This is a genomic window from Pseudomonas sp. R4-34-07, from assembly GCF_003852375.1.
Lineage (GTDB): Bacteria > Pseudomonadota > Gammaproteobacteria > Pseudomonadales > Pseudomonadaceae > Aquipseudomonas.
Genome location: NZ_CP027760.1, coordinates 1,136,701 through 1,158,537 on the forward strand (window position 1 = coordinate 1,136,701; position 21,837 = coordinate 1,158,537).

Consider the following 21,837-nt stretch of genomic DNA (forward strand, 5'->3'; position numbering starts at 1 on the left):
TGTAGGGGCGGGGACGAGGTTCGGCAATCCGCGAAGCCGGTGATTCATCCGTTCTCTTTTGCTTATGAGAATATTTATCATTAATATTGCGCGCTGATGAACTTGGCGCCTGTCGCATGAACAGCAAAACCCCACTGCCCGCGTCCTATCGCCTTGCCGTCACCTCCCGGGTGCTGGCGGCGGTGGTCGGCGGTTATCTGATGGCCTCCCTGGCCGCTATCTGCCTCGCACTGTGGCTGCCCACGACCCGCGCCGATGCGGTGATCACCGGCATGATGAGTTCGTTCGTGTTCTACCTGCTGGCAGTGCTCTGGTGTTTTGCCTGCCGCACGGCATGGCGTGCCTGGGCGGGGGTGATGCTGCCAAGCGCGCTGTTCGCCACCCTGGCGGGCATCGGTTTCTGGGTGGCGCGCACATGAAGGAAGGCTTTCGCCAAGCCATGGCCTGGCTGCATACCTGGGCGGGGTTGATCTTCGGCTGGCTGCTGTTCGCGATTTTCCTGACGGGCACCCTGGCTTATTTCAAGGACGAAATAACCCACTGGATGCAGCCCGAAGTGCAGGCCCACCCGTTGGACGACGCGCGCAGCCTCGCCGTGGCGCAGCGCTATCTGCAGCAACAGGCGCCTACCGCCGCGCGCTGGTTCATCACCTTGCCCACCCGCCGCGACCCCGGCCTGTCGGTGATGTGGCAAGACAAGGTCGAGCCCGGCAAGCGCGGCAATTTCACCCAGAAAATCCTCGACCCGGTCAGCGGCCAAGCGGTGCAAGCCCGTGAAAGCATGGGTGGCGAATTCTTCTACCGTTTCCACTTCCAGCTGCAAATGCCTTACCCGTGGGGCCGCTGGTTGTCGACCATCGCCGCCATGGTGATGTTCGTCGCGCTGATCACCGGCATCATCACCCACAAGAAAATCTTCAAGGACTTCTTCACCTTCCGTCCGCGCAAGGGCCAGCGTTCCTGGCTGGACGGGCACAACGCGGTGGGCGTGCTGGTGTTGCCGTTCCACCTGATGATCACCTACAGCAGCCTGGTGATTTTCATGAACATGGTGATGCCGGCGCCGATCATGGCTTCGTATGGCAACGACAGCAGTGGGTTCTTCAATGAGGTGTTCCCCAGTTCCGATAATGCGCCGGCGCTCGGCCAGCCGGGCACCTTGCTGGCATTGTGGCCGATGTACCAGCAGGCGCAGCAACAGTGGGCGGGTGGGCATGTCGGACGCCTGGCGGTGAATAATCCGAGTGACGTCAACGCCTCGGTGAATGTGTTCCGCGCCGGGTCCGACAGCGTGGTGCATGATTTCGGCAGCAGCCTATCGTTCAGCGGCACCACGGGCGAGCTGTTGCGCGCCAGTGGCGAGCCCTCGTTGCCGGCGGTCATCGGCGGCGGTTTCTACGGTTTGCACATGGGCCATTTCGCCGGCCCGGTGCTGCGCTGGCTGTACTTCGTCTGTGGCCTGGCCGGCACGGCGATGATCGGCACCGGGCTGGTGATCTGGCTGGGCAAGCGCCAGCTCAAGCACGCCAAAACCGGCGTGATGCCGTTTGAGCTGCGCCTGGTGGAGGTGCTGAATATTGCCAGCATGTCCGGCCTGGTGATCGCCGTCGCACTGTTCTTCTGGGCGAACCGTTTGTTGCCGGTGAGCTTCGCCGAGCGTTCCGACTGGGAAGTGCGCGCCTTCTTTATCGCCTGGGCCCTGAGCCTGCTGCACGCGCTGTTGCGGCGCGGCCGCCCGGCTTGGGTCGAGCAATTGAGCGTGGGGGCGCTGCTGTTGGTGGCCATCCCGTTGGTCAATGCACTGACCACCTCCCACCATTTGGGCGTTTCCCTGGTGAGTGGCGACTGGGCCATGGCCGGCTTCGACCTGACGTGCCTGGCCTGCGGCCTGTTCCTGGGCTGGGCCGCCTGGAAGATGCAGCACCGTGCGGCGACGCAGTCCAAGGCGCCGCGCGCAGGTGCATTGACGTTCAAACAGGAGGCCAGCTGAATGCTGCTCGCGCTGCTCATGTGCTACGCCGGGTTTACCGCGCTGTGCCTGTCGATCGACCGTCATCACGGCGAGTTGCTGCGCAGCAAACCTTCGCCTTTACGGCGTCTGGGGTTGCGTGCGGCCGGTTGGTCGCTGCTGGCGCTGTCGCCCTGGCCAGCGGTGGCCGCCATGGGCTGGGGCCAGGGGTTGGTGGAGTGGTGCGCGGTGTTGATGCTCAGCGCTTTGATGCTGGTACTGCTGCTGCCGTATCGGCCACGGCTGGCGTTGAGCCTCGCGGGCGTGGGCCTGCTGGCCAGCCCGGTCGCGGCGTTCGGCCTGTTCTGAGTTGCCCAGGATGATCAGCCCTGCGCCGAAGCCTCAAGACCGTTCGCACCCGGACGCCGCCGGGGGGCGGGCGCATTTCCTGCAGGTGTTCCTGTCCCAGCGTTCGCAGATGGAGGCGCTGGTCAGCCGCCGTGTCGGTTGCCGCGCCACGGCGGCGGATCTGGTGCAAGACCTGTTCCTGCGCTTCTGGCGTCGCCCACTGGTGCAGGTCGAAGAGCTCAGCACCTACCTGCTGCGCTGCGCCAGCAATATCGCCATCGACCATTTACGCAGCGAAGGCGCCCGCGTGCGCAGCAATGAAGGCTGGCTGCCGGAACAACAGGGCAACCAGGGCTGCGAACCCCAGGCGGCCCTTGAAGCGGGCAATGATTTGCGGCATGTCGAAGCTGCCTTGCGCAGTTTGCCCGAGCGCACTCGCCAGATTTTCCTGCTCAACCGCATCCACGGCCGCAAATACGCGCAAATCGCCAAGGCGATGGGCGTGTCCCAGAGCGCTGTGGAAAAACACATGATGCGTGCCCTCCAAGCCTGCAAGGCGAGCCTGGACGAACCGTCGCCCCCACGCACGCCAGGAAAAGCACCGTGAACGTCACGCCCACGCCCGCCCAGGAACAGGCCGCGCTCGCCTGGCTGAGCCTGCTGCACGACCAGCCCAGCAGTGGCGATCAAGCCAGCTTCAGCCAATGGCTGCGGGCCGACCCCGCCCATGTCCACGCCTATTCCCAGGTCCAGGTGCTGTGGGAGTTGAGCGAAGTACCGGCACGCGCCTTGGCGGACGAAGACGCGCAGGCGTTGCAGGGCTATCTCAATGCGATGAACCGTTCCACGCGCTCGCGCACCTTGCGTTGGTCTGGCGCCTTGGCCATGGCCGCCTGTGTGTTGTTGATGGTGGCGATGGGCGCCGGTTGGCAACCGTCGCGCTGGGTGGATGACTTCGGCGCCGATTACGTGACGGCGCCAGGGGAGGTGCGCACCGTCATCCTGGCCGATCAGTCCCAGGTTACCCTCGACACCGACAGCGCCATTGCCGTGGATTTCAGCCACGGCGAGCGGCATGTCCAGCTGCGTCGAGGGGCCGGATTTTTCCAGGTTGTCCACACCGGCCAGCCGTTTATGGTCGAGGCGGGCAGCGGAGAAACGCGAGTGCTGGGCACGCAGTTCGAAGTGCGCCTGCAACCGGCGGGGGCACAGGTGACCGTGTTGTCCGGTCGGGTTGGGGTGACGCCCTCCAAACAGGCGCCGCAGCAAATTCTGACGGCAGGCCAGCAAGTGGCTTACGCCAAGGGTGTAGCCGAACCGCTGCATGCGGTCGACAGCGAAGCACGCCTGGCCTGGCGCGATGGGTGGCTTAATTACTACAAGGCGCCGCTGGCCGAGGTGATCGAGGATTTGGCTCGCTATTATCCCGGCCGCATCCTGTTGCTCAATGACGAGATGGGCGCCAGACGCGTCAGCGGCAGCTTTCCAAGCAAGGACCCGCTAGCGGTGCTCAATGCCCTGCAAGCGGTGCTGGGCTTTGAGCAGAGCACAGTGCTGGGCCGGATGATTGTGGTGCGTTAAGCCCGTACCACAAAACCAATGTGGGAGGGAGCTTGCCCCCGATTGCGGTGGGTCAGCTACCCATAGGCTGGCTGACAGACTGCTATCGGGGGCAAGCCCCCTCCCACATTTGACCTGTGGTGTTTTATAGATTGGGTTATTTCAACGCCGCCATGATCGCATCCGGGTCGTAATCGCGGATCAACGTGCCATTGACGTCGACAAACGGAATCCCGCCGCCGCCCAATCCTTCATACGCCTTGCGCGCCTGGGCGTCCTTTTCGATATCGAAGGCCTGGTAAGGAATACCTTTCTGGTCCAGGAAACGCCGGATCTGCTTGCAGTAGCCGCACCACTCGGTGGCGTAGAGCACCACGCGCGCCGAGGCGCGTACCTGCTCCGAAACCACCTGCGAGGGGTTGAACAGCCGCTCGATCTTGCCCCAGTTCTGAATCACCACGACCACCAGCAGCACCAGCAGGACTTTCTTGAGCACGCCGCCAAGCATCAGTTACGGCGCTTGAGCTGATCGGTCAGTTGGGTCGGCAGGCCTTTGATGATCAAGGTGCCCGCGGCTTCGTCGTATTCGATCTTGTCGCCCAGCAGGTGCGCTTCAAAGCTGATGGACAAGCCTTCGGCGCGGCCGGTGAAGCGGCGGAACTGGTTGAGGGTGCGTTTGTCGGCAGGGATCTCCGGCGACAGGCCGTAGTCCTTGTTGCGGATGTGGTCGTAGAACGCCTTGGGCCGATCTTCATCGATCAAACCGGACAGTTCTTCCAGGCCCATGGGCTCGCCGAGCTTGGCCTGGCTGCTGGCGTAGTCCACCAGGGTCTTGGTTTTCTCGCGGGCCGATTCGTCCGGCAGGTCTTCACTTTCAACGAAGTCGCTGAACGCCTTGAGCAGGGTGCGGGTTTCGCCCGGGCCGTCGACACCTTCCTGGCAGCCGATAAAGTCGCGGAAATACTCCGAGACCTTCTTGCCGTTCTTGCCTTTGATAAAGGAGATGTATTGCTTGGACTGCTTGTTGTTCTGCCACTCGGAGACGTTGATCCGCGCCGCCAGGTGCAGTTGGCCCAGGTCCAGGTGGCGCGAGGGGGTCACGTCCAGCTCGTCGGTCACCGCCACACCTTCGCTGTGGTGCAGCAGGGCGATAGCCAGGTAGTCGGTCATGCCTTGCTGGTAGTGGGCAAACAGCACATGGCCGCCAGTGGACAGGTTGGACTCTTCCATCAGCTTCTGCAGATGCTCCACGGCCGTACGGCTGAACGCGGTGAAATCCTGGCCACCGTCAAAGTAGTCCTTCAACCAGCCGCTGAACGGGTGCGCGCCGGACTCGGCATGGAAGAAACCCCAGGCCTTGCCTTGTTTGGCGTTGTAGCTCTCGTTGAGGTCGGCGAGCATGTTCTCGATGGCGGCGGATTCGGACAGCTCCGAGTCACGGGCATGCAGAACTGCGGGTGTGCCGTCGGGTTTTTTGTCGATCAGGTGGACGATGCAATGACGGATCGGCATAGGCTTCTCGGCTGGTTGAAGGGGAGCGGTGAGCCTCCCCAAAAAGTTGCCCAGTGTACCGCACCCATTGGTCAAGACGCGCCTGGAAGGGCGTTTTGGACGTTGTCCGACCGGGTATATGCCTTTTTTTCACGGTTTAGAGCGATAAAGCTGACCAAATGGGTATGTTGAGGCGGATATTTCCCCGTCTCTGTGCTAGTTTTGCCCGGTCTTACGCCAAGTCTCGGCGTTAAGCGTGCATTCAGCATTTGTCAGGTCGAACCAATCCCCGTTTCAAGCATCTATAACCCCGTTCTCCGAGGTTATAGCCGGGGTGCCAGGCCAAGAAGGTCGGGCTCGACGGCTGACACTGCACTCTGCAATCCATATGAATTTGATAGGGAAGGAACACCACAATGGCTATTACTAAAGACCAACTGATCGCCGACCTGGCTGAAGCAGTAGACGCACCGAAAACTACCGTGCGCGCTCTGCTGGACCAACTGAGCCAGGTTGTTGCTGATCAGCTGGAAAATGGCGGCGAAATCACTCTGCCAGGCGTTGGCAAACTGAAAGTGACCGAGCGTCCTGCCCGTACTGGCCGTAACCCTTCGACTGGCGCTGCCATCGAAATCGCTGCCAAGAAAGTTATCAAGCTGGTTGTGGCCAAAGGCCTGACCGACGCTGTTAACAAGTAAGACGCAGTAAAAAAAACCGTGCACCGGAGCGATCCGGGCACGGTTTTTTGTTGCCTGCGATTTGTAGGAGCGAGCTTGCTCGCGAAGGTCGTTAACGATGACGCGCCCGTCTTGGATGAACGTGAAGTCTTGGCGTTTTTCGCGAGCAAGCTCGCTCCTACAGGTGACGCTATCGAACCCAGCGCTGGCGCCAGAGCTGCTGTTCGTTCTTGGTCTGGAAGGTCCAGGCCACAAAGCGGCTTTGCTTCTGCCCCTGGGACATTTCCACCACCTGGCTTTCCAACACGCCGGCTTTTTTCAGCGCGGTCTCGATCGCCGGCAGGTTTGACGCTTTTGACACCAGGGTGCTGAACCACAACACCTTGTGGGCAAAGTGCGCACTTTCAGCAATCAATTGCGTGACAAAACGCGCTTCACCGCCCTCGCACCACAGCTCGGCCGATTGGCCGCCGAAGTTCAACACCGGCAACTTGCGCTTGGGATCGGCTTTGCCCAAGGCGCGCCATTTACGCTCGCTGCCCTTGGTCGCTTCATCCATCGAGGCATGGAACGGCGGGTTGCACATGGTCAGGTCAAAGCGCTCGGCAGGCTCCAGCAGGCCCAGCAGAATATGCTTGGGATTGGGTTGCAGGCGCAGCTGGATGACTTTGCTCAGGTCGTTGGACTGCACGATGGCCTTGGCGGCGGCCACGGCGATAGGATCGACCTCCGAGCCCAGGAAGTTCCAGCGGTACTCCATATAGCCAATCAGCGGATAGACGCAATTGGCGCCCATGCCGATGTCCAGCACCTTGACGATGGAACCGCGCGGAATCTTGCCGTCGTTGACGCTGGCCAGCAGGTCGGCCAGGCAGTGCACATAGTCGGCACGCCCCGGCACCGGCGGGCACAGGTAATCTGCCGGGATGTCCCAGTGCTGGATGCCATAGAAAGCCTTGAGCAGCGCCCGGTTGAACACCCGCACCGCGTCCGGGTTGGCGAAGTCGATGCTTTCCTTGCCGTAGGGGTTGATGATCACAAATTGCGCCAGTTCCGGCGTGGTCTTGATCAGCGCCGGGAAGTCGTAACGGCCGGTGTGGCGGTTGCGCGGGTGCAGGGTGGCCTCTTTGCGCGGCGCGACGGGTTTGGCCGTGGCTGCGGTTTTAGGCTTCTTGCGTGGAGGTTTTGGCGTAGTGGGGGCGGTCATGATGATTCTGGTGTTGGCTCAAAGTGGTGGGCATTGTCACACATTCTTGAGGTGCCCTCGGTCAAATGTGGGAGGGGGCTTGCTCCCGATGGCAGTATGTCAGTCACTTATCTGCCAGCCGACCCACCGCCATCGGGGGCAAGCCCCCTCCCACATTGATTGCATACACAGGAACTGCCGGCAAAAAAAAGAGACCCGAAGGTCTCTTTTTTTCACACGGTTTGGCCCTTACAGGCTGGAAATCCGCGCATGTTGCTCCGCCAGCTTGCCCAAGGCCTGTTCAGCCTCGGCCAGTTTGGCGCGTTCTTTGTCGATCACTTCAGCCGGTGCCTTGTCGACGAACGCCGAGTTGGACAGCTTGCCGCCCACTCGTTGCACTTCGCCTTGCAGACGCAGGATTTCCTTGTCGAGACGGGCCAGTTCCGCGCCCTTGTCGATCAAGCCGGCCATCGGCACCAGTACTTCCATGTCGCCGACCAACGCAGTGGCGGACAGCGGTGCTTCTGCGCCGTCGGCCAATACGGTGATTGACTCCAGCTTGGCCAGCTTCTTGAGCAGCGCATCGTTCTCGCTGAGGCGACGCTGGTCTTCGGCACTGGCGTTCTTGACGAACACGGCCAGCGGCTTGCCCGGACCGATATTCATCTCGGCGCGGATGTTGCGCGTGCCGAGCATCAGGGTCTTGAGCCATTCGATATCGCTTTCGGCGGCCTCATCGATACGTGCTTCGTTGGCCACAGGCCAAGGTTGCAGCATGATGGTCTTGCCTTCGATACCGGCCAGCGGCGCCAGGCGCTGCCAGATTTCTTCGGTGATGAACGGCATGAACGGATGCGCCAGGCGCAATGCCACTTCCAGCACGCGCACCAGGGTGCGACGGGTGCCGCGCTGGCGCTCGACCGGCGCGTTTTCGTCCCACAACACTGGCTTGGATAGTTCCAGGTACCAGTCGCAATACTGGTTCCAGATGAACTCGTACAGGGCCTGCGCGGCCAGGTCGAACCGGAACTGGTCGAGCTGGCGGGTCACTTCGGCTTCGGTACGCTGCAGCTGCGAGATGATCCAGCGGTCAGCCAGGCTCAGCTCATAAGCTTCGCCGTTCTGGCCGCAGTCTTCGCCTTTATCCAGCACGTAACGCGCTGCGTTCCAGATCTTGTTACAGAAGTTGCGATAGCCTTCGACGCGGCCCATGTCGAACTTGATGTCGCGGCCGGTGGAGGCCAGCGAGCAGAAGGTGAAACGCAGGGCGTCGGTGCCGTAGCTGGCGATGCCGTCGGCGAACTCGTCGCGGGTCTGCTTCTCGATCTTTTTCGCCAGTTTCGGCTGCATCAGGCCTGAGGTGCGTTTCTGCACCAGGGTCTCCAGGTCGATACCGTCGATGATGTCCAATGGGTCCAGGACGTTGCCCTTGGACTTGGACATCTTCTGGCCCTGGCCATCGCGCACCAGGCCGTGCACGTAGACGGTCTTGAACGGTACCTGCGGCGTGCCGTCTTCATTCTTCACCAAATGCATGGTGAGCATGATCATCCGGGCAACCCAGAAGAAAATGATGTCGAAGCCGGTGACCAGCACGTCGGTGGAGTGGAATTTCTTCAGGAACTCGGTCTGCTGCGGCCAGCCCAGGGTGGAGAACGTCCACAGGCCGGAGCTGAACCAGGTGTCCAGTACGTCGTTGTCCTGTTGCAGCGCGATGTCGGCGCCGAGGTGGTGCTTGGCACGCACTTCGGCTTCGTCGCGGCCTACGTAGACCTTGCCCGACTCGTCATACCAGGCCGGAATGCGATGGCCCCACCACAACTGACGGCTGATGCACCAATCCTGGATGTCGCGCATCCACGAGAAGTACATGTTCTCGTACTGTTTGGGCACGAACTGGATGCGACCGTCTTCAACGGCGGCAATCGCAGGCTCGGCCAGCGGCTTGGTCGACACGTACCACTGGTCGGTCAGCCACGGCTCGATGATGGTGCCGGAACGGTCACCCTTCGGCACTTTCAGGCCGTGGTCGTCAACGCTGACCAGCAGGCCGGCGGCGTCGAAGGCAGCAACGATCTGCTTGCGCGCTTCAAAACGGTCGAGGCCGGCGTATTCGGCCGGAATCTTGCCGTCGATGCTCTCGTTCAGCGTACCGTCCAGGTTGAATACCTGGCAGGCCGGCAGAACAGCCGCGTTCTTGTCGAAGATATTGAGCAGCGGCAGGTTGTGGCGCTTGCCGACTTCGTAGTCGTTGAAATCGTGGGCCGGGGTGATTTTCACGCAGCCGGTGCCGAATTCAGGGTCGCAGTAGTCGTCGGCGATGATCGGGATGCGGCGGCCAACCAGTGGCAACTCGACGAACTTGCCGATCAGCGCCTGGTAGCGCGCGTCGTTCGGGTTAACCGCGACAGCGGCGTCGCCGAGCATGGTTTCCGGACGGGTGGTGGCGACGATCAGGTAATCGTTGCCTTCAGCGGTCTTGGCGCCGTCAGCCAGCGGATACTTGAGGTTCCACAGGAAACCTTTCTCGTCGTGGTTTTCCACTTCAAGGTCGGAAATCGCCGTGTGCAGCTTGGTGTCCCAGTTGACCAGGCGCTTGCCGCGGTAGATCAGGCCGTCTTCATGCAAGCGCACGAAGGCTTCCTTCACCGCTTCCGACAGGCCGTCATCCATGGTGAAACGCTCGCGGCTCCAGTCAACTGACGAACCCAGGCGACGGATCTGACGGCTGATATTGCCGCCAGACTGGTCTTTCCATTCCCAGATTTTCTCGAGGAATTTCTCGCGGCCCAGGTCGTGGCGGCTTTGGCCGGTGGCTTCCAGTTGACGTTCCACCAGCATCTGGGTGGCGATGCCGGCGTGGTCGGTGCCCGGCTGCCACAGCGTGTTACGGCCTTGCATGCGGCGGAAACGGATCAACGCATCCATGATCGCATTGTTGAAGCCATGGCCCATGTGCAGGCTGCCAGTGACATTCGGCGGTGGGATCATGATGGTGTACGAGTCGCCCGCACCTTGTGGGGCGAAATAGTTCTCGGACTCCCAGGTGTTGTACCAGGAAGTTTCGATAGCGTGGGGCTGATAGGTCTTATCCATGCGCGGCGGGACCCTAGTTGGCATTTATTCAGGAAAGCCGGCAAGTATAACGGGGCAGGGCGAGGAGGGCGAGTTGGCGTACAGCAAATGTGGGAGGGGGGCTTGCTCCCGATAGCGGTGGATCAGTCACAACATCACTGACTGACACTCAGCTATCGAGGGCAAGCCCCCTCCCACATTGGATCTTTGTGTGGCTTAAGACTGGTACTGGCTGAGCAACCGCTCCATCCGCGCATCCATCCGCCGCTTGATCTCGGCTTCGATATGCGGGGCAAAATCGGCGATCACGTCTTGCATGATCAGTTGCGCGGCGGCGCGCAGTTCGTTGTCCAGGTGCAGCAGCAATGCGTCGGGCGCTTTTTCTGCGGCGGGAGCGGGCGGCGCGGCCACGGGCTTGGGTGCAGCGGCCTGGTTGTCGAGCATGTCGGACAACAACGGAATCTGTACGCCGGCCTCGACCGATTCGGTCAACAGCGGCGGTTGCAGGTCATCATCACCGAGCAACTGACGGATGGACTCGAGGTCGTCCAGCAAGTGGTCGTCTTTTTTCATCGGGTTGGGCGTGTCCATCATGTACTCAAAGTCGTTGTAGCCGGTGATCCTGCAGAGAATAGCCCTGTTCGCGGTAGAAACGGAAACTCTCCCGCGCGGCCTGACGAATAGCCGGGTCCTCCACCACCACCTCCGCCACACGGGCGAATGCCTTGGCGAAGGCCGGCACTTTCAGGTCGAGGTTGACCAGCAGGTCATGGTGGTCGCCGCAACTGTCGCCCAAACCCAGCACGACCAACCCGTCGGGTTCGGATTCGGCGGGCCCGTGGGGCACGAAGCTTTCGCCCTTGAAGCGCCAGAGGCGGGCATCGAGGTCCTCGCGTTGGGCGGCATCGCTGCAATGCAGGTAGATGCGGTGGCCCATGCGCCAGGCTTTTTCGGTGAGCTTGCAGGCAAAGTCCAGCCGCGCCGAAGGATCGGCGCTGGGCAGGATGTAGAAATCGACTTGGGTCATTGCGGTTCCTGGGCTGCCGCCGTGAACTGTAGGAGCGAGCTTGCTCGCGAAGAACCTGAGAACAATGCGTTCATCCAGGATGAACGCGTTATCGTTGGCGCTCTTCGCGAGCAAGCTCGCTCCTACAGTTGACGGTGGTAGGCAGTGGGCAGGTGTTTAGGCCTTGGCGCGGTCCAGCAGGTACTGGGTCAGCAGGGGTACCGGACGGCCAGTGGCGCCCTTGTCCTTGCCGCCGCTGGTCCATGCAGTACCGGCGATGTCCAGGTGCGCCCAATTGAAGTTCTTGGCAAATCGCGACAGGAAGCACGCTGCGGTGATGGTGCCGGCTTTCGGGCCACCGATGTTGGCGATGTCGGCGAACGGGCTGTCCAGTTGCTCCTGGTACTCGTCGAACAGCGGCAGTTGCCAGGCGCGGTCGTCGGCGGCCTTGCCGGCGCTGAGCAATTGCTCGATCAGCTCGTCGTTATTGCCCAGCAGGCCCGATGTGTGGGCGCCCAGGGCAACCACGCAGGCACCGGTCAGGGTGGCGATGTCGATCACCGCCTGCGGCTTGAAGCGTTCGGCGTAGGTCAGCGCGTCGCACAGCACCAGGCGGCCTTCGGCGTCGGTGTTGAGGATTTCCACGGTCTGGCCGCTCATTGTCGTGACGATATCGCCTGGGCGCGCAGCACCGCCGCTCGGCATGTTCTCGGCGCAGGCCAGGATGCACACAAGGTTGATCGGCAGCTTGAGTTCCAGCACGGCGCGCAGGGTGCCGAACACGCTGGCGGCGCCGCCCATGTCGTATTTCATCTCATCCATGCCGGCGCCCGGCTTGAGGCTGATGCCGCCGGTGTCGAAGGTGATGCCCTTGCCGACCAGGGCGTACGGTTTCTCGGACTTCTTACCGCCGTTGTACTGCATCACGATCAGGCGTGGCGGCTGGTCGCTGCCCTGGCCCACGGCATAGAACGAACCCATGCCCAGGTCCTTGATCTTTTTCTCGTCCAGCACTTCGACCTTGAGGCCCTTGAATTCTTTGCCCAGCGCCTTGGCCTGTTCGCCGAGGAAGGTTGGGTGGCAGATGTTCGGCGGCAGGTTGCCCAGGTCGCGGGTGAACGACATGCCGTTGGCGATAGCCGTTGCATGAGTGACGGCGCGCTCGACTTCAGCCTGGGCAGCCTTGATGGTCAATAGGGTGATTTTTTTCAGCGCGCGCGGTTCGGCTTTCTGGCTCTTGAACTGGTCGAAAACGTAGCCGCCGTCCACCAGGCTTTCGGCCAGCAGACGGGTCTTGCCGTAGCTGTCACGGCCTTTTACGACGATTTCATCGAGTGCCAGTGCCGCATCGCTGCCGCCCAGGCCTTTAAGGGTGGTGAGGACGGCGCTGATGATCTTGCGGAATGGACGGTCGCCCAGCTCGGCGTCTTTGCCCACGCCCACCAGCAATACGCGCTCAGCCTTGAGGTTTGGCAGGCTCTGCAGCAGCAGGCTCTGGCCGACTTTGCCGGCCAGGTCGCCGCGCTTGAGCACGGCGCTGATGGCGCCGCCGCTCAGTTCATCGAGTTGCTTGGCGGCAACGCCGAGTTTGCGGCCTTCGCCGACAGCGACCACGAGGGTGGCGGTTTTCAACGTTTCGGGGCTAACGCTTTTTACAACCAATTCCATTTTCGGGTCCCTTATACGGTCGGTGAGCCTGGCATGTGTACCCAGGCTTTAAAGCGTGGCAGCCTTGTAAACCGCCAGCGACAAAGGCCGCAGTTTGAACCTCGGCGGCGGAGCCTGACAACCCTCGACGCACGCTTTGTGCGTGCGCATGAGGTTGCGCAGTGACAGGCGCGGTCAATCACAGGATAATGCGCCATCTTTTTAGCCGGCCCGCGCAAACGGGTCGACTCGGTATGCTTGCTTGTTTGGCCGCCTTAGCCTGACAACCCTGGAGTGTCTGGTTTGATCGTCTTCCGTTATCTATCCCGCGAAGTCCTGTTGACCCTGAGTGCCGTGAGTGCGGTATTGCTGGTCATCATCATGAGTGGTCGTTTCGTCAAATTCCTTGCGCAGGCCGCCTCGGGCGCCCTGGATCCGGGCTCTTTGTTCCTGATCATGGGCTTTCGCCTGCCGGGCTTCTTGCAACTGATCCTGCCGCTCGGCCTGTTCCTTGGCATCCTGCTGGCATATGGCCGGCTATATCTCGAAAGCGAGATGACCGTGCTGTCGGCCACCGGCATGAGCCAGCAGCGCCTGCTGGCCATGACCATGGTGCCGGCCGCCGGCGTTGCCCTGTTGGTGGCTTGGTTGAGCCTGAGCCTGGCGCCTCAGGGGGCCATGCAGTTCCAGCTGTTGCTGAACAAGCAGGACGCGATGACCGAGTTCGACACCCTCGAACCCGGGCGCTTCCAGGCGCTCAACGACGGCACGCGCGTGACCTATACCGAAGAAATGACCGAAGACCGTTCCAACCTGAGCGGTGTGTTCATTTCCCAGAAAAACCTCGGCAAGGACCAGAAAGACCGTGGCATCTCGATCCTGGTGGCCGACGGCGGCCGCCAGGAAGTGCGCCCCGACGGCAGCCGCTACCTGATCCTGGACAACGGCTATCGCTACGATGGCAGCCCGGGGTTGGCCGATTACCGCGTGATCAAGTACGACACCTACGGCGTGATGCTGCCCAAGCCCGATATCAGCGACGAAGTCACCGACCGCGATGCGCTCCCGACCGCATCGCTGTTCGGTAGCCAGGAGCTGCGCTCGATCGCCGAGCTGCAATGGCGCCTGTCGCTGCCGCTGCTGGTATTCATCGTGACCTTGATGGCCGTGCCGCTGTCGCGCGTCAACCCGCGTCAGGGCCGATTCCTCAAGCTGCTGCCGGCGATCCTGTTGTATATGGCGTACCTGACCATTCTGATTTCCGCCCGTGGCTCCCTGGAAAAGGGCAAGATTCCGCCCGCCCTGGGCCTGTGGTGGGTCCACGGGATTTTCCTGGTGATCGGCCTGGGGCTTCTCTACTGGGAGCCTATCCGTTTGAAAATGAAGAGCCGTCGTGGCCTGAAGGAGTTGGCTCGTGGCTAAGCTCGATCGCTACATTGGTAGCAGCGTACTGATCGCCATCCTGGCGGTATTGGGCATCATCCTGGGCCTGGCCTCGCTGTTTGCGTTCATCGACGAAGTGGGCAACGTCACCGATACCTACACGGTCACCGACGTACTGAGCTTCGTGGCGCTGACCGCGCCGCGCCGGCTCTACGACATGATGCCGATGGCCGGCCTGATCGGCTGCCTGATCGGCCTGGGCACCCTGGCCAGCAACAGCGAATTGACCATCATGCGCGCGGCGGGCGTGTCCATCGGGCGTATCGTCTGGGCGGTGATGAAGCCAATGCTGCTGCTGATGGCGTGCAGCGTGCTGATCGGCGAATACGTCGCGCCACCGTCCGAAGCCACCGCCCAGGCCAATCGCGCCCTGGCCCAGGGTTCGGGCGATGCGCAAAGTTCCAAGCACGGCCTGTGGCACCGCCAGGGTGACCAGTTCATCCACATCAACGCTGTGCAGCCAGGTGGGCTGTTGATCGGCGTGACGCGCTACACGTTCGACAAGGAGCGGCACATGCTCAGCTCCAGTTTCGCCAAGCGCGCGCAGTATGACGGTGAAAAATGGCAACTGAGCGACGTCACCACCACGCTCTTCCATAACGTGGGCCAAGGCATCAAGGCCAGTACCGAAGTGGTCAATGAGCCCACCCAGGCATGGGACATCGCGCTCAAGCCGGAACTGCTCAATACCGTGATCATGGTCCCGGAAACCCTGCCGATCTCGGGGCTGTGGAGCTACATCCACTACCTCAAGGACCAGGGCCTGAACAATGGCCGCTACTGGCTGGCGTTCTGGGTCAAGGTGCTGCAGCCGGTGGTCACCGCCGCGCTGGTGTTGATGGCGATCTCCTTCATCTTCGGCCCGTTGCGTTCCGTGACCCTCGGCCAGCGGGTATTTACCGGCGTGCTGGTGGGCTTCACCTTCCGCATCGCCCAGGACCTGCTGGGGCCGTCGAGCCTGGTATTCGGCTTCTCGCCGCTGTTTGCGGTGCTGGTGCCGACGTTTATCTGCGCCGTGGCCGGGTTCTGGTTGTTGCGCCGAGCCGGTTGATTGCGCGCACGCTGAATGCCCCCACTGTAGGAGCGAGCTTGCTCGCGAAAATCTGCGATACGCCGCGTTCGTCCAGGATGAGCGCATTATCGTTGGCGATCTTCGCGAGCAAGCTCGCTCCTACAATATTGAGCCCCGCGGAAACGGGGCTTTTTTGTGCTCGTCAGCAAAGATGACGTCTGGCCTGAGCATCAGGTACAATTCCCGGCTATTTTTCAGCGGGCAATCTGCCTGCAGCCTTTTTGAGTGTTGATCCGTGAGTGATTTGAGTCATATCCGCAATTTCTCCATCATCGCCCACATTGACCATGGCAAGTCGACGCTGGCCGATCGATTCATCCAGATGTGCGGCGGCCTTGCCGAGCGTGAGATGGAAGCCCAGGTCCTGGACTCCATGGACCTCGAGCGTGAACGCGGGATCACCATCAAGGCCCATAGCGTCACCCTGTACTACACCGCCAAAGACGGCATCAAGTACCAGCTGAACTTCATTGACACCCCCGGCCATGTTGACTTCACCTACGAAGTCAGCCGCTCGCTGGCGGCCTGTGAAGGTGCCTTGCTGGTGGTCGACGCCGGCCAGGGCGTCGAGGCTCAGTCCGTGGCCAACTGCTATACCGCCATCGAGCAGGGCCTGGAGGTCATGCCGGTGCTGAACAAGATCGACCTGCCCCAGGCCGATCCGGACCGCGTAAAGGAAGAAATCGAAAAAATCATCGGCATTGACGCCACCGACGCCGTCGAGTGCAGCGCCAAGACCGGCCTTGGCGTCGACGAAGTGCTCGAGCGCCTGGTCAAGACCATCCCGGCCCCTACCGGTAACTACGAAGATCCGCTGCAGGCGTTGATCATCGATTCCTGGTTCGACAACTACCTGGGCGTCGTGTCCCTGGTGCGCGTGCGCCACGGCCGCGTGAAGAAGGGCGACAAGATCCTGGTCAAATCCACCGGCAAGATCCACCTGGTGGACAGCGTCGGTGTGTTCAACCCCAAGCACACCGCCACCACCGACCTGAAAGCCGGTGAAGTGGGCTTCATCATCGCCGGTATCAAGGACATTCACGGCGCGCCGGTAGGTGACACCCTGACCTTGAGTTCCACCCCCGATGTCGACGTGCTGCCGGGCTTCAAGCGCATCCAGCCGCAGGTCTACGCCGGCCTGTTCCCGGTCAGCTCCGACGACTTCGAGGACTTCCGTGAAGCCCTGCAGAAGCTGACCCTCAACGACTCGTCCCTGCAGTACACCCCGGAAAGCTCCGACGCCCTGGGCTTCGGCTTCCGGTGCGGGTTCCTGGGCATGCTGCACATGGAGATCATCCAGGAGCGCCTGGAGCGCGAATACGACCTGGACCTGATCACCACCGCGCCGACGGTTATTTTTGAGCTGGCGCTGAAAACCGGTGAAACGATTTACGTCGACAACCCGTCCAAGCTTCCGGATCTGTCTTCCATCGAAGACATGCGCGAGCCGATCGTGCGGGCCAATATCCTGGTTCCGCAGGAACACCTGGGCAACGTCATCACCCTGTGTATCGAAAAACGTGGCGTGCAGCACGACATGTTGTTCCTCGGTACCCAGGTACAAGTGACCTACGATTTGCCGATGAACGAAGTGGTCCTGGACTTCTTCGACCGTCTCAAATCCACCAGCCGCGGCTATGCTTCGCTGGATTACCATTTCGATCGTTACCAATCGGCTAATCTGGTGAAACTGGATGTGCTGATCAACGGCGACAAGGTCGATGCCCTGGCACTGATCGTGCACAAGGACAATGCGCACTATAAAGGTCGCCAGTTGACCGAGAAGATGAAAGAACTGATTCCGCGCCAGATGTTCGACGTCGCGATCCAGGCCGCCATCGGCGGGCAGATCATTGCGCGGACCTCCGTCAAGGCACTCAGAAAGAACGTACTGGCCAAATGCTACGGCGGTGACGTAAGCCGTAAGCGCAAACTGCTTGAGAAGCAAAAGGCCGGTAAAAAACGCATGAAGCAAGTGGGCAACGTGGAAATTCCACAAGAAGCCTTCCTTGCGGTGCTCAGGTTGGATAGTTAGGTCCTATGTCACTAAATTTCCCGCTGTTGCTGGTCATCGCCGTCGCCGTTTGCGGCCTCCTGGCGTTGCTCGATCTGGTGTTCTTCGCCCCGCGTCGGCGGGCGGCTATCGCCTCCTATCAGGGCAGCGTCAGCCAGCCTGATGCGGTGGTGGTCGAGAAGCTGAACAAGGAGCCCTTGCTGGTTGAATACGGCAAGTCGTTCTTCCCGGTGTTGTTCATCGTGCTGGTGCTGCGTTCGTTCCTGGTGGAGCCGTTCCAGATCCCGTCGGGGTCGATGAAACCTACCCTAGACGTGGGCGACTTCATCCTGGTGAACAAGTTTTCCTATGGGATCCGCTTGCCGGTGATCGACAAGAAGGTCATCGAAGTCGGTGACCCCCAGCGCGGCGATGTGATGGTGTTCCGCTACCCAAGCGACCCGAACGTCAACTACATCAAGCGGGTGGTCGGCCTGCCGGGCGACGTGATCCGCTACACCAGTGACAAGCGCCTGTTCGTCAACGGTGAGTCGGTGGCCGAGAAACTGCTGGGCGCCGAGCCGAACACCTTGGGCAGCGCCGAGTTGTACCAGGAAAAACTCGGTACGGTAGAGCACCAGATCCGCAAGGAAATGAGCCGCTACCGCGCAATGCCCGATGGTCAGTGGAAAGTGCCTGCCGGGCACTATTTCATGATGGGCGACAACCGCGACAACTCCAATGACAGCCGCTACTGGGACGACCCCAGTATTCCCAAGGACCTGCTGGGCATGGTGCCCGACGAGAATATTGTCGGCAAAGCCTTCGCGGTCTGGATGAGTTGGCCGGAACCCAAGCTCAGCCACCTGCCGAACTTCTCGCGGGTAGGGCTGATCAAGTAATACAAGCGGCGCTGTGAACACAGCGCCGAATGCTTTTCTGGGGCTTGGACATTTTCCGCTGCCCCGCAGCACCCATCAGGATTTGAATTTGAACACTGCGTCAATCGTCGATGGCCGCCGGTGCCACCAACTAGATATGGATAAACCGTGACCGTTTCTCTCAGTCGTCTCGAGCGTCAGCTCGGCTACACCTTCAAGGACCAGGAACTGATGGTCCTTGCCCTCACACACCGCAGCTTTGCAGGGCGCAATAACGAGCGCCTGGAATTCCTCGGTGACGCCATCCTCAACTTCGCCGCCGGTGAGGCGCTCTTCGAGCGTTTTCCCCAGGCCCGTGAAGGCCAGCTTTCGCGCCTGCGTGCACGCCTTGTGAAAGGCGAGACCCTGGCCGTGCTGGCCCGGGGGTTCGGCCTGGGCGAGTACCTGCGGCTGGGCTCCGGTGAATTGAAAAGCGGCGGTTTCCGGCGCGAGTCGATCCTGGCTGATGCCCTGGAAGCATTGATCGGTGCGATCTACCTCGATGCAGGGATGGAAACGGCCAAGGAGCGCGTAGTCGCCTGGCTGGCGTCGGAAATCGAGAGCCTGACGCTGGTCGACACCAACAAAGATCCCAAGACCCGCCTGCAGGAATACCTGCAATCGCGCGGTTGCGAACTGCCACGTTACGAAGTGGTGGATATCCAGGGTGAGCCGCATTGCCGCGTGTTCTTCGTGGAATGTGAAATCACCTTACTGAACGAAAAAAGCCGAGGTCAGGGTGTGAGCCGTCGTATTGCCGAACAGGTAGCGGCCGCTGCAGCACTGATTGCCCTGGGCGTGGAGAATGGCCATGACTGATTCAACCGCAACACGCTGTGGCTATGTTGCCATCGTCGGCCGCCCGAACGTGGGCAAGTCCACGCTGCTGAACCACATCCTCGGCCAGAAGCTCGCGATCACCTCGCGCAAGCCGCAGACCACCCGCCACAACATGCTGGGCATCAAGACCGAAGGCAACGTGCAAGCGGTCTATGTGGATACCCCTGGCATGCACAAGGGCGGCGAAAAAGCGCTTAATCGCTACATGAACAAGACCGCTTCGGCGGCGTTGAAAGACGTCGACGTGGTGATCTTCGTGGTTGACCGCACCAAGTGGACCGACGAAGACCAGATGGTCCTCGAGCGTGTGCAGTACGTCACCGGCCCCTTGATCGTCGCGCTGAACAAGACCGACCGCATCGAAGACAAAGCCGAGCTGATGCCGCACCTGAGCTGGCTGCAGGAACAACTGCCAAACGCCCAGATCATGCCGATCTCGGCGCAGCACGGCCACAACCTCGAAGCCCTGGAACGCGTGATCGCCGGCTACCTGCCGGAGAACGAGCATTTCTTCCCGGAAGATCAGATCACCGACCGCAGTAGCCGCTTCCTTGCCGCCGAACTGGTGCGCGAGAAAATCATGCGCCAGATGGGCGCCGAGCTGCCGTACCAGATCACCGTTGAAATCGAAGAGTTCAAGCAGCAGGGCAAAACCCTGCACATTCATGCCTTGATCCTCGTTGAGCGTGACGGCCAGAAGAAAATCATCATTGGCGACAAGGGCGAGCGCATCAAGCGCATCGGCACCGAAGCGCGCAAGGACATGGAATTGCTGTTCGATTCCAAGATCATGCTTAACCTGTGGGTGAAGGTTAAGGGTGGCTGGTCCGATGATGAGCGTGCGTTGCGCTCCCTCGGCTACGGCGACCTCTAAGCACACCGCAGGGCAAAAAAATGTGGGAGGGGGCTTGCTCCCGATGGCAGTCTGTCAGTCACTTATGTGTTAACTGACCCACCGCTATCGGGAGCAAGCCCCCTCCCACATTAGGTTTATGTTGTTTTCAAGATCGAGAACCCATGTCCCCAACCCCACCCCCCAGCCAGCTCGCCTACGTCCTGCACAGCCGCGCCTACCGTGAGACCAGCGCGCTGGTGGACTTCCTCACGCCTCAAGGTCGCCTGCGCGCGGTTTTGCGCAGCGCGCGGGGCAAGGCCGGTACGTTGGCGCGGCCCTTCGTGGCGCTGGACGTGGAGTTTCGTGGCAAGGGCGAGTTGAAGAACGTGGGCCGCCTGGAAAGCGTTGGCACCTCTGCCTGGCTCAATGGCGATGCGCTGTTCAGCGGGCTCTATCTCAATGAGCTGCTGATCCGCCTGTTGCCCGCCGAAGACCCGCACCCTGCGGTCTTCGATCACTACGCCGCCACCTTGCTCGCCCTCGCTGAAGGCCGCCCCTTGGAGCCGCTGCTGCGCGCCTTCGAATGGCGCCTGCTGGATGACCTGGGCTACGGTTTTGAACTGCACAACGACCTGCACGGTGATCCCGTCGCCGCCGATGGCATGTATCGCCTGCAAGTGGATGCAGGCCTCGAGCGTGTGTACTTGTTGCAACCCGGTCTGTTCCAGGGCACCGAACTGCTGGCCATGAGCGAGGCGGACTGGACCGCCCCCGGCGCCTTGTCCGCCGCCAAGCGCCTGATGCGCCAGGCCCTGGCCGTGCACCTGGGCGGACGGCCGCTGGTCAGTCGCGAGTTGTTTCGAAAGCCCTGACATCCCCGTGTATGCTGTGCACCGATTCTTTCCCTTTTCAGGAGCGCTTCCGTGAGCACCAGCAATCGCATTCTTCTTGGCGTTAACATCGACCACGTTGCCACCCTGCGCCAGGCCCGGGGCACCCGTTACCCTGACCCGGTCAAGGCTGCGCTGGACGCCGAAGAAGCGGGTGCCGACGGCATCACCGTGCACCTGCGCGAAGACCGCCGCCACATCCAGGAGCGCGATGTGCTGCTGCTCAAGGACGTGCTGCAGACCCGCATGAACTTCGAAATGGGCGTCACCGAGGAAATGATGGCGTTCGCCGAGCGCATCCGCCCGGCGCACATTTGCCTGGTGCCGGAAACCCGCCAGGAACTGACCACCGAAGGCGGCCTCGACGTGGCCGGCCAGGAAGCGCGGATCAAGGCTGCCGTGGAGCGCCTGTCGAAGATCGGCAGCGAAGTGTCCTTGTTCATCGACGCCGACGAGCGCCAGATCGAAGCCTCGCGCCGCGTCGGCGCGCCGGCGATCGAACTGCACACCGGCCGCTACGCCGACGCCACCACGCCGACCGAAGTGGCCGAGGAGCTGCAACGCATCATCGACGGTGTGAACTGCGGCCTCACTGAAGGCCTGATCGTCAACGCCGGCCATGGCCTGCACTACCACAACGTCGAAGCCGTGGCCGCGATCAAGGGCATCAACGAACTGAACATCGGGCACGCGCTGGTGGCTCATGCGCTGTTCGTCGGGTTCAAAGGCGCCGTGGCCGAGATGAAGGCGCTGATCCTGGCGGCTGCCAAGCACTAAAGAACAATGCAAATCCAATGTGGGAGGGGGCTTGCTCCCGATAGCGGTGGATCAGTCAATATATGTACTGACTGACACCCTGCTATCGGGAGCAAGCCCCCTCCCACATTGGGACCCCAGTGAATTGTA

21 protein-coding genes are annotated in these 21,837 nt (G+C 61.3%); 14 read left to right on the forward strand and 7 right to left on the reverse strand.

Annotated features, from left to right (window positions below; all coding sequences use genetic code 11):
• Positions 1-116 precede the first annotated feature (116 nt).
• Genes C4J85_RS05060 through C4J85_RS05080 form a run of 5 tightly spaced genes read left to right on the forward strand, consistent with a single transcriptional unit; the run spans position 117 to position 3,877 of the window.
• Complete coding sequence (locus C4J85_RS05060; RefSeq protein ID WP_124406358.1) at positions 117-419, forward strand: DUF3649 domain-containing protein; 303 nt, start codon at positions 117-119, stop codon at positions 417-419.
• Positions 416-1,990 (forward strand): PepSY domain-containing protein, encoded by a 1,575-nt coding sequence (locus tag C4J85_RS05065; protein ID WP_124409121.1) that lies wholly within the window; start codon positions 416-418, stop codon positions 1,988-1,990. Before C4J85_RS05060 ends, C4J85_RS05065 begins: the two co-directional genes overlap by 4 nt.
• Positions 1,991-2,317 carry a DUF3325 domain-containing protein gene (locus tag C4J85_RS05070; protein ID WP_124409122.1) on the forward strand — a complete coding sequence of 109 codons (327 nt, stop codon included), beginning with the start codon at positions 1,991-1,993 and terminating at the stop codon, positions 2,315-2,317.
• A gap of 10 nt (positions 2,318-2,327) precedes the next feature.
• Positions 2,328-2,903, forward strand: coding sequence for an RNA polymerase sigma factor (locus C4J85_RS05075; RefSeq protein ID WP_124409123.1), 576 nt, complete (start codon positions 2,328-2,330; stop codon positions 2,901-2,903).
• On the forward strand, positions 2,900-3,877 hold the full coding sequence (locus tag C4J85_RS05080; RefSeq protein WP_124409124.1) for a FecR family protein: 978 nt from the start codon (positions 2,900-2,902) through the stop codon (positions 3,875-3,877). The genes C4J85_RS05075 and C4J85_RS05080 overlap by 4 nt, the downstream gene beginning before the upstream one ends.
• Positions 3,878-4,013: 136 nt before the next feature.
• Here C4J85_RS05080 and C4J85_RS05085 read toward each other — a convergent pair whose 3' ends face one another.
• Entirely contained in the window at positions 4,014-4,364 is a 351-nt protein-coding gene (locus C4J85_RS05085) for a glutaredoxin family protein (protein WP_124409125.1), read from the reverse strand.
• Entirely contained in the window at positions 4,364-5,368 is a 1,005-nt protein-coding gene (yejK, locus tag C4J85_RS05090) for a nucleoid-associated protein YejK (protein ID WP_124361438.1), read from the reverse strand. The genes C4J85_RS05085 and yejK overlap by 1 nt, the downstream gene beginning before the upstream one ends.
• Positions 5,369-5,763: 395 nt before the next feature.
• Between yejK and C4J85_RS05095 the strand changes: the two genes are divergently transcribed.
• Entirely contained in the window at positions 5,764-6,045 is a 282-nt protein-coding gene (locus tag C4J85_RS05095) for an HU family DNA-binding protein (protein WP_003188840.1), read from the forward strand.
• 169 nt (positions 6,046-6,214) lie between these two features.
• On the opposite strand, the gene rlmF is transcribed toward C4J85_RS05095, so the two are convergent.
• The 5 genes from rlmF to C4J85_RS05120 all read right to left on the reverse strand — a co-directional run bounded on the left by rlmF (position 6,215) and on the right by C4J85_RS05120 (position 12,959).
• On the reverse strand, positions 6,215-7,231 hold the full coding sequence (gene rlmF / locus C4J85_RS05100) for a 23S rRNA (adenine(1618)-N(6))-methyltransferase RlmF (RefSeq protein ID WP_124361439.1): 1,017 nt from the start codon (positions 7,229-7,231) through the stop codon (positions 6,215-6,217).
• Between the two features lie 228 nt (positions 7,232-7,459).
• A complete protein-coding gene (locus C4J85_RS05105) occupies positions 7,460-10,306 on the reverse strand; it encodes a valine--tRNA ligase (protein WP_124409126.1) in 2,847 nt (948 codons plus the stop codon).
• Between the two features lie 195 nt (positions 10,307-10,501).
• The gene (locus C4J85_RS05110; RefSeq protein ID WP_124411164.1) at positions 10,502-10,876 is read right to left on the reverse strand and encodes a DNA polymerase III subunit chi; all 375 of its coding nucleotides are present in this window, start codon (positions 10,874-10,876) and stop codon (positions 10,502-10,504) included.
• A 7-nt stretch (positions 10,877-10,883) separates the two neighbouring features.
• Entirely contained in the window at positions 10,884-11,312 is a 429-nt protein-coding gene (locus C4J85_RS05115) for a DNA polymerase III subunit chi (protein WP_124406365.1), read from the reverse strand.
• A gap of 156 nt (positions 11,313-11,468) precedes the next feature.
• Positions 11,469-12,959, reverse strand: a complete 1,491-nt coding sequence (locus tag C4J85_RS05120; protein ID WP_124409127.1) for a leucyl aminopeptidase — start codon at positions 12,957-12,959, stop codon at positions 11,469-11,471.
• Between the two features lie 282 nt (positions 12,960-13,241).
• Here C4J85_RS05120 and lptF point away from each other — a divergent pair, with 282 nt between their 5' ends.
• The 8 genes from lptF to pdxJ all read left to right on the forward strand — a co-directional run bounded on the left by lptF (position 13,242) and on the right by pdxJ (position 21,708).
• Positions 13,242-14,360, forward strand: a complete 1,119-nt coding sequence (gene lptF, locus C4J85_RS05125) for an LPS export ABC transporter permease LptF (RefSeq protein ID WP_124365948.1) — start codon at positions 13,242-13,244, stop codon at positions 14,358-14,360.
• Positions 14,353-15,432, forward strand: coding sequence for an LPS export ABC transporter permease LptG (lptG, locus tag C4J85_RS05130; protein WP_124361444.1), 1,080 nt, complete (start codon positions 14,353-14,355; stop codon positions 15,430-15,432). Before lptF ends, lptG begins: the two co-directional genes overlap by 8 nt.
• Positions 15,433-15,688: 256 nt before the next feature.
• On the forward strand, positions 15,689-17,488 hold the full coding sequence (lepA, locus tag C4J85_RS05135; RefSeq protein ID WP_003210439.1) for a translation elongation factor 4: 1,800 nt from the start codon (positions 15,689-15,691) through the stop codon (positions 17,486-17,488).
• A 5-nt stretch (positions 17,489-17,493) separates the two neighbouring features.
• Positions 17,494-18,348, forward strand: a complete 855-nt coding sequence (gene lepB, locus C4J85_RS05140; protein ID WP_124369757.1) for a signal peptidase I — start codon at positions 17,494-17,496, stop codon at positions 18,346-18,348.
• A gap of 147 nt (positions 18,349-18,495) precedes the next feature.
• Positions 18,496-19,185, forward strand: coding sequence for a ribonuclease III (gene rnc / locus C4J85_RS05145; protein WP_003188856.1), 690 nt, complete (start codon positions 18,496-18,498; stop codon positions 19,183-19,185).
• Positions 19,178-20,080: a GTPase Era gene (gene era / locus C4J85_RS05150; RefSeq protein ID WP_029297473.1), complete on the forward strand. Its 903-nt coding sequence runs from the start codon at positions 19,178-19,180 to the stop codon at positions 20,078-20,080. The genes rnc and era overlap by 8 nt, the downstream gene beginning before the upstream one ends.
• A gap of 143 nt (positions 20,081-20,223) precedes the next feature.
• Positions 20,224-20,913, forward strand: a complete 690-nt coding sequence (recO, locus tag C4J85_RS05155) for a DNA repair protein RecO (RefSeq protein WP_124361446.1) — start codon at positions 20,224-20,226, stop codon at positions 20,911-20,913.
• Between the two features lie 51 nt (positions 20,914-20,964).
• Entirely contained in the window at positions 20,965-21,708 is a 744-nt protein-coding gene (pdxJ, locus tag C4J85_RS05160; RefSeq protein ID WP_124365952.1) for a pyridoxine 5'-phosphate synthase, read from the forward strand.
• The last annotated feature ends 129 nt before the right edge of the window (positions 21,709-21,837 follow it).

What these genes read in the sequence shown, in the direction of transcription:
- C4J85_RS05060 (WP_124406358.1), top strand. Translation starts at nt 117, where the DNA reads ATGAACAGCAAAACCCCACTGCCCGCGTCCTATCGCCTTGCCGTCACC.
- C4J85_RS05065 (WP_124409121.1), top strand. Translation starts at nt 416, where the DNA reads ATGAAGGAAGGCTTTCGCCAAGCCATGGCCTGGCTGCATACCTGGGCG.
- C4J85_RS05070 (WP_124409122.1), top strand. Translation starts at nt 1,991, where the DNA reads ATGCTGCTCGCGCTGCTCATGTGCTACGCCGGGTTTACCGCGCTGTGC.
- C4J85_RS05075 (WP_124409123.1), top strand. Translation starts at nt 2,328, where the DNA reads ATGATCAGCCCTGCGCCGAAGCCTCAAGACCGTTCGCACCCGGACGCC.
- C4J85_RS05085 (WP_124409125.1), bottom strand. Translation starts at nt 4,364, where the DNA reads ATGCTTGGCGGCGTGCTCAAGAAAGTCCTGCTGGTGCTGCTGGTGGTC.
- yejK (WP_124361438.1), bottom strand. Translation starts at nt 5,368, where the DNA reads ATGCCGATCCGTCATTGCATCGTCCACCTGATCGACAAAAAACCCGAC.
- C4J85_RS05095 (WP_003188840.1), top strand. Translation starts at nt 5,764, where the DNA reads ATGGCTATTACTAAAGACCAACTGATCGCCGACCTGGCTGAAGCAGTA.
- rlmF (WP_124361439.1), bottom strand. Translation starts at nt 7,231, where the DNA reads ATGACCGCCCCCACTACGCCAAAACCTCCACGCAAGAAGCCTAAAACC.
- C4J85_RS05105 (WP_124409126.1), bottom strand. Translation starts at nt 10,306, where the DNA reads ATGGATAAGACCTATCAGCCCCACGCTATCGAAACTTCCTGGTACAAC.
- C4J85_RS05110 (WP_124411164.1), bottom strand. Translation starts at nt 10,876, where the DNA reads ATGGACACGCCCAACCCGATGAAAAAAGACGACCACTTGCTGGACGAC.
- C4J85_RS05115 (WP_124406365.1), bottom strand. Translation starts at nt 11,312, where the DNA reads ATGACCCAAGTCGATTTCTACATCCTGCCCAGCGCCGATCCTTCGGCG.
- C4J85_RS05120 (WP_124409127.1), bottom strand. Translation starts at nt 12,959, where the DNA reads ATGGAATTGGTTGTAAAAAGCGTTAGCCCCGAAACGTTGAAAACCGCC.
- lepB (WP_124369757.1), top strand. Translation starts at nt 17,494, where the DNA reads ATGTCACTAAATTTCCCGCTGTTGCTGGTCATCGCCGTCGCCGTTTGC.
- era (WP_029297473.1), top strand. Translation starts at nt 19,178, where the DNA reads ATGACTGATTCAACCGCAACACGCTGTGGCTATGTTGCCATCGTCGGC.
- recO (WP_124361446.1), top strand. Translation starts at nt 20,224, where the DNA reads ATGTCCCCAACCCCACCCCCCAGCCAGCTCGCCTACGTCCTGCACAGC.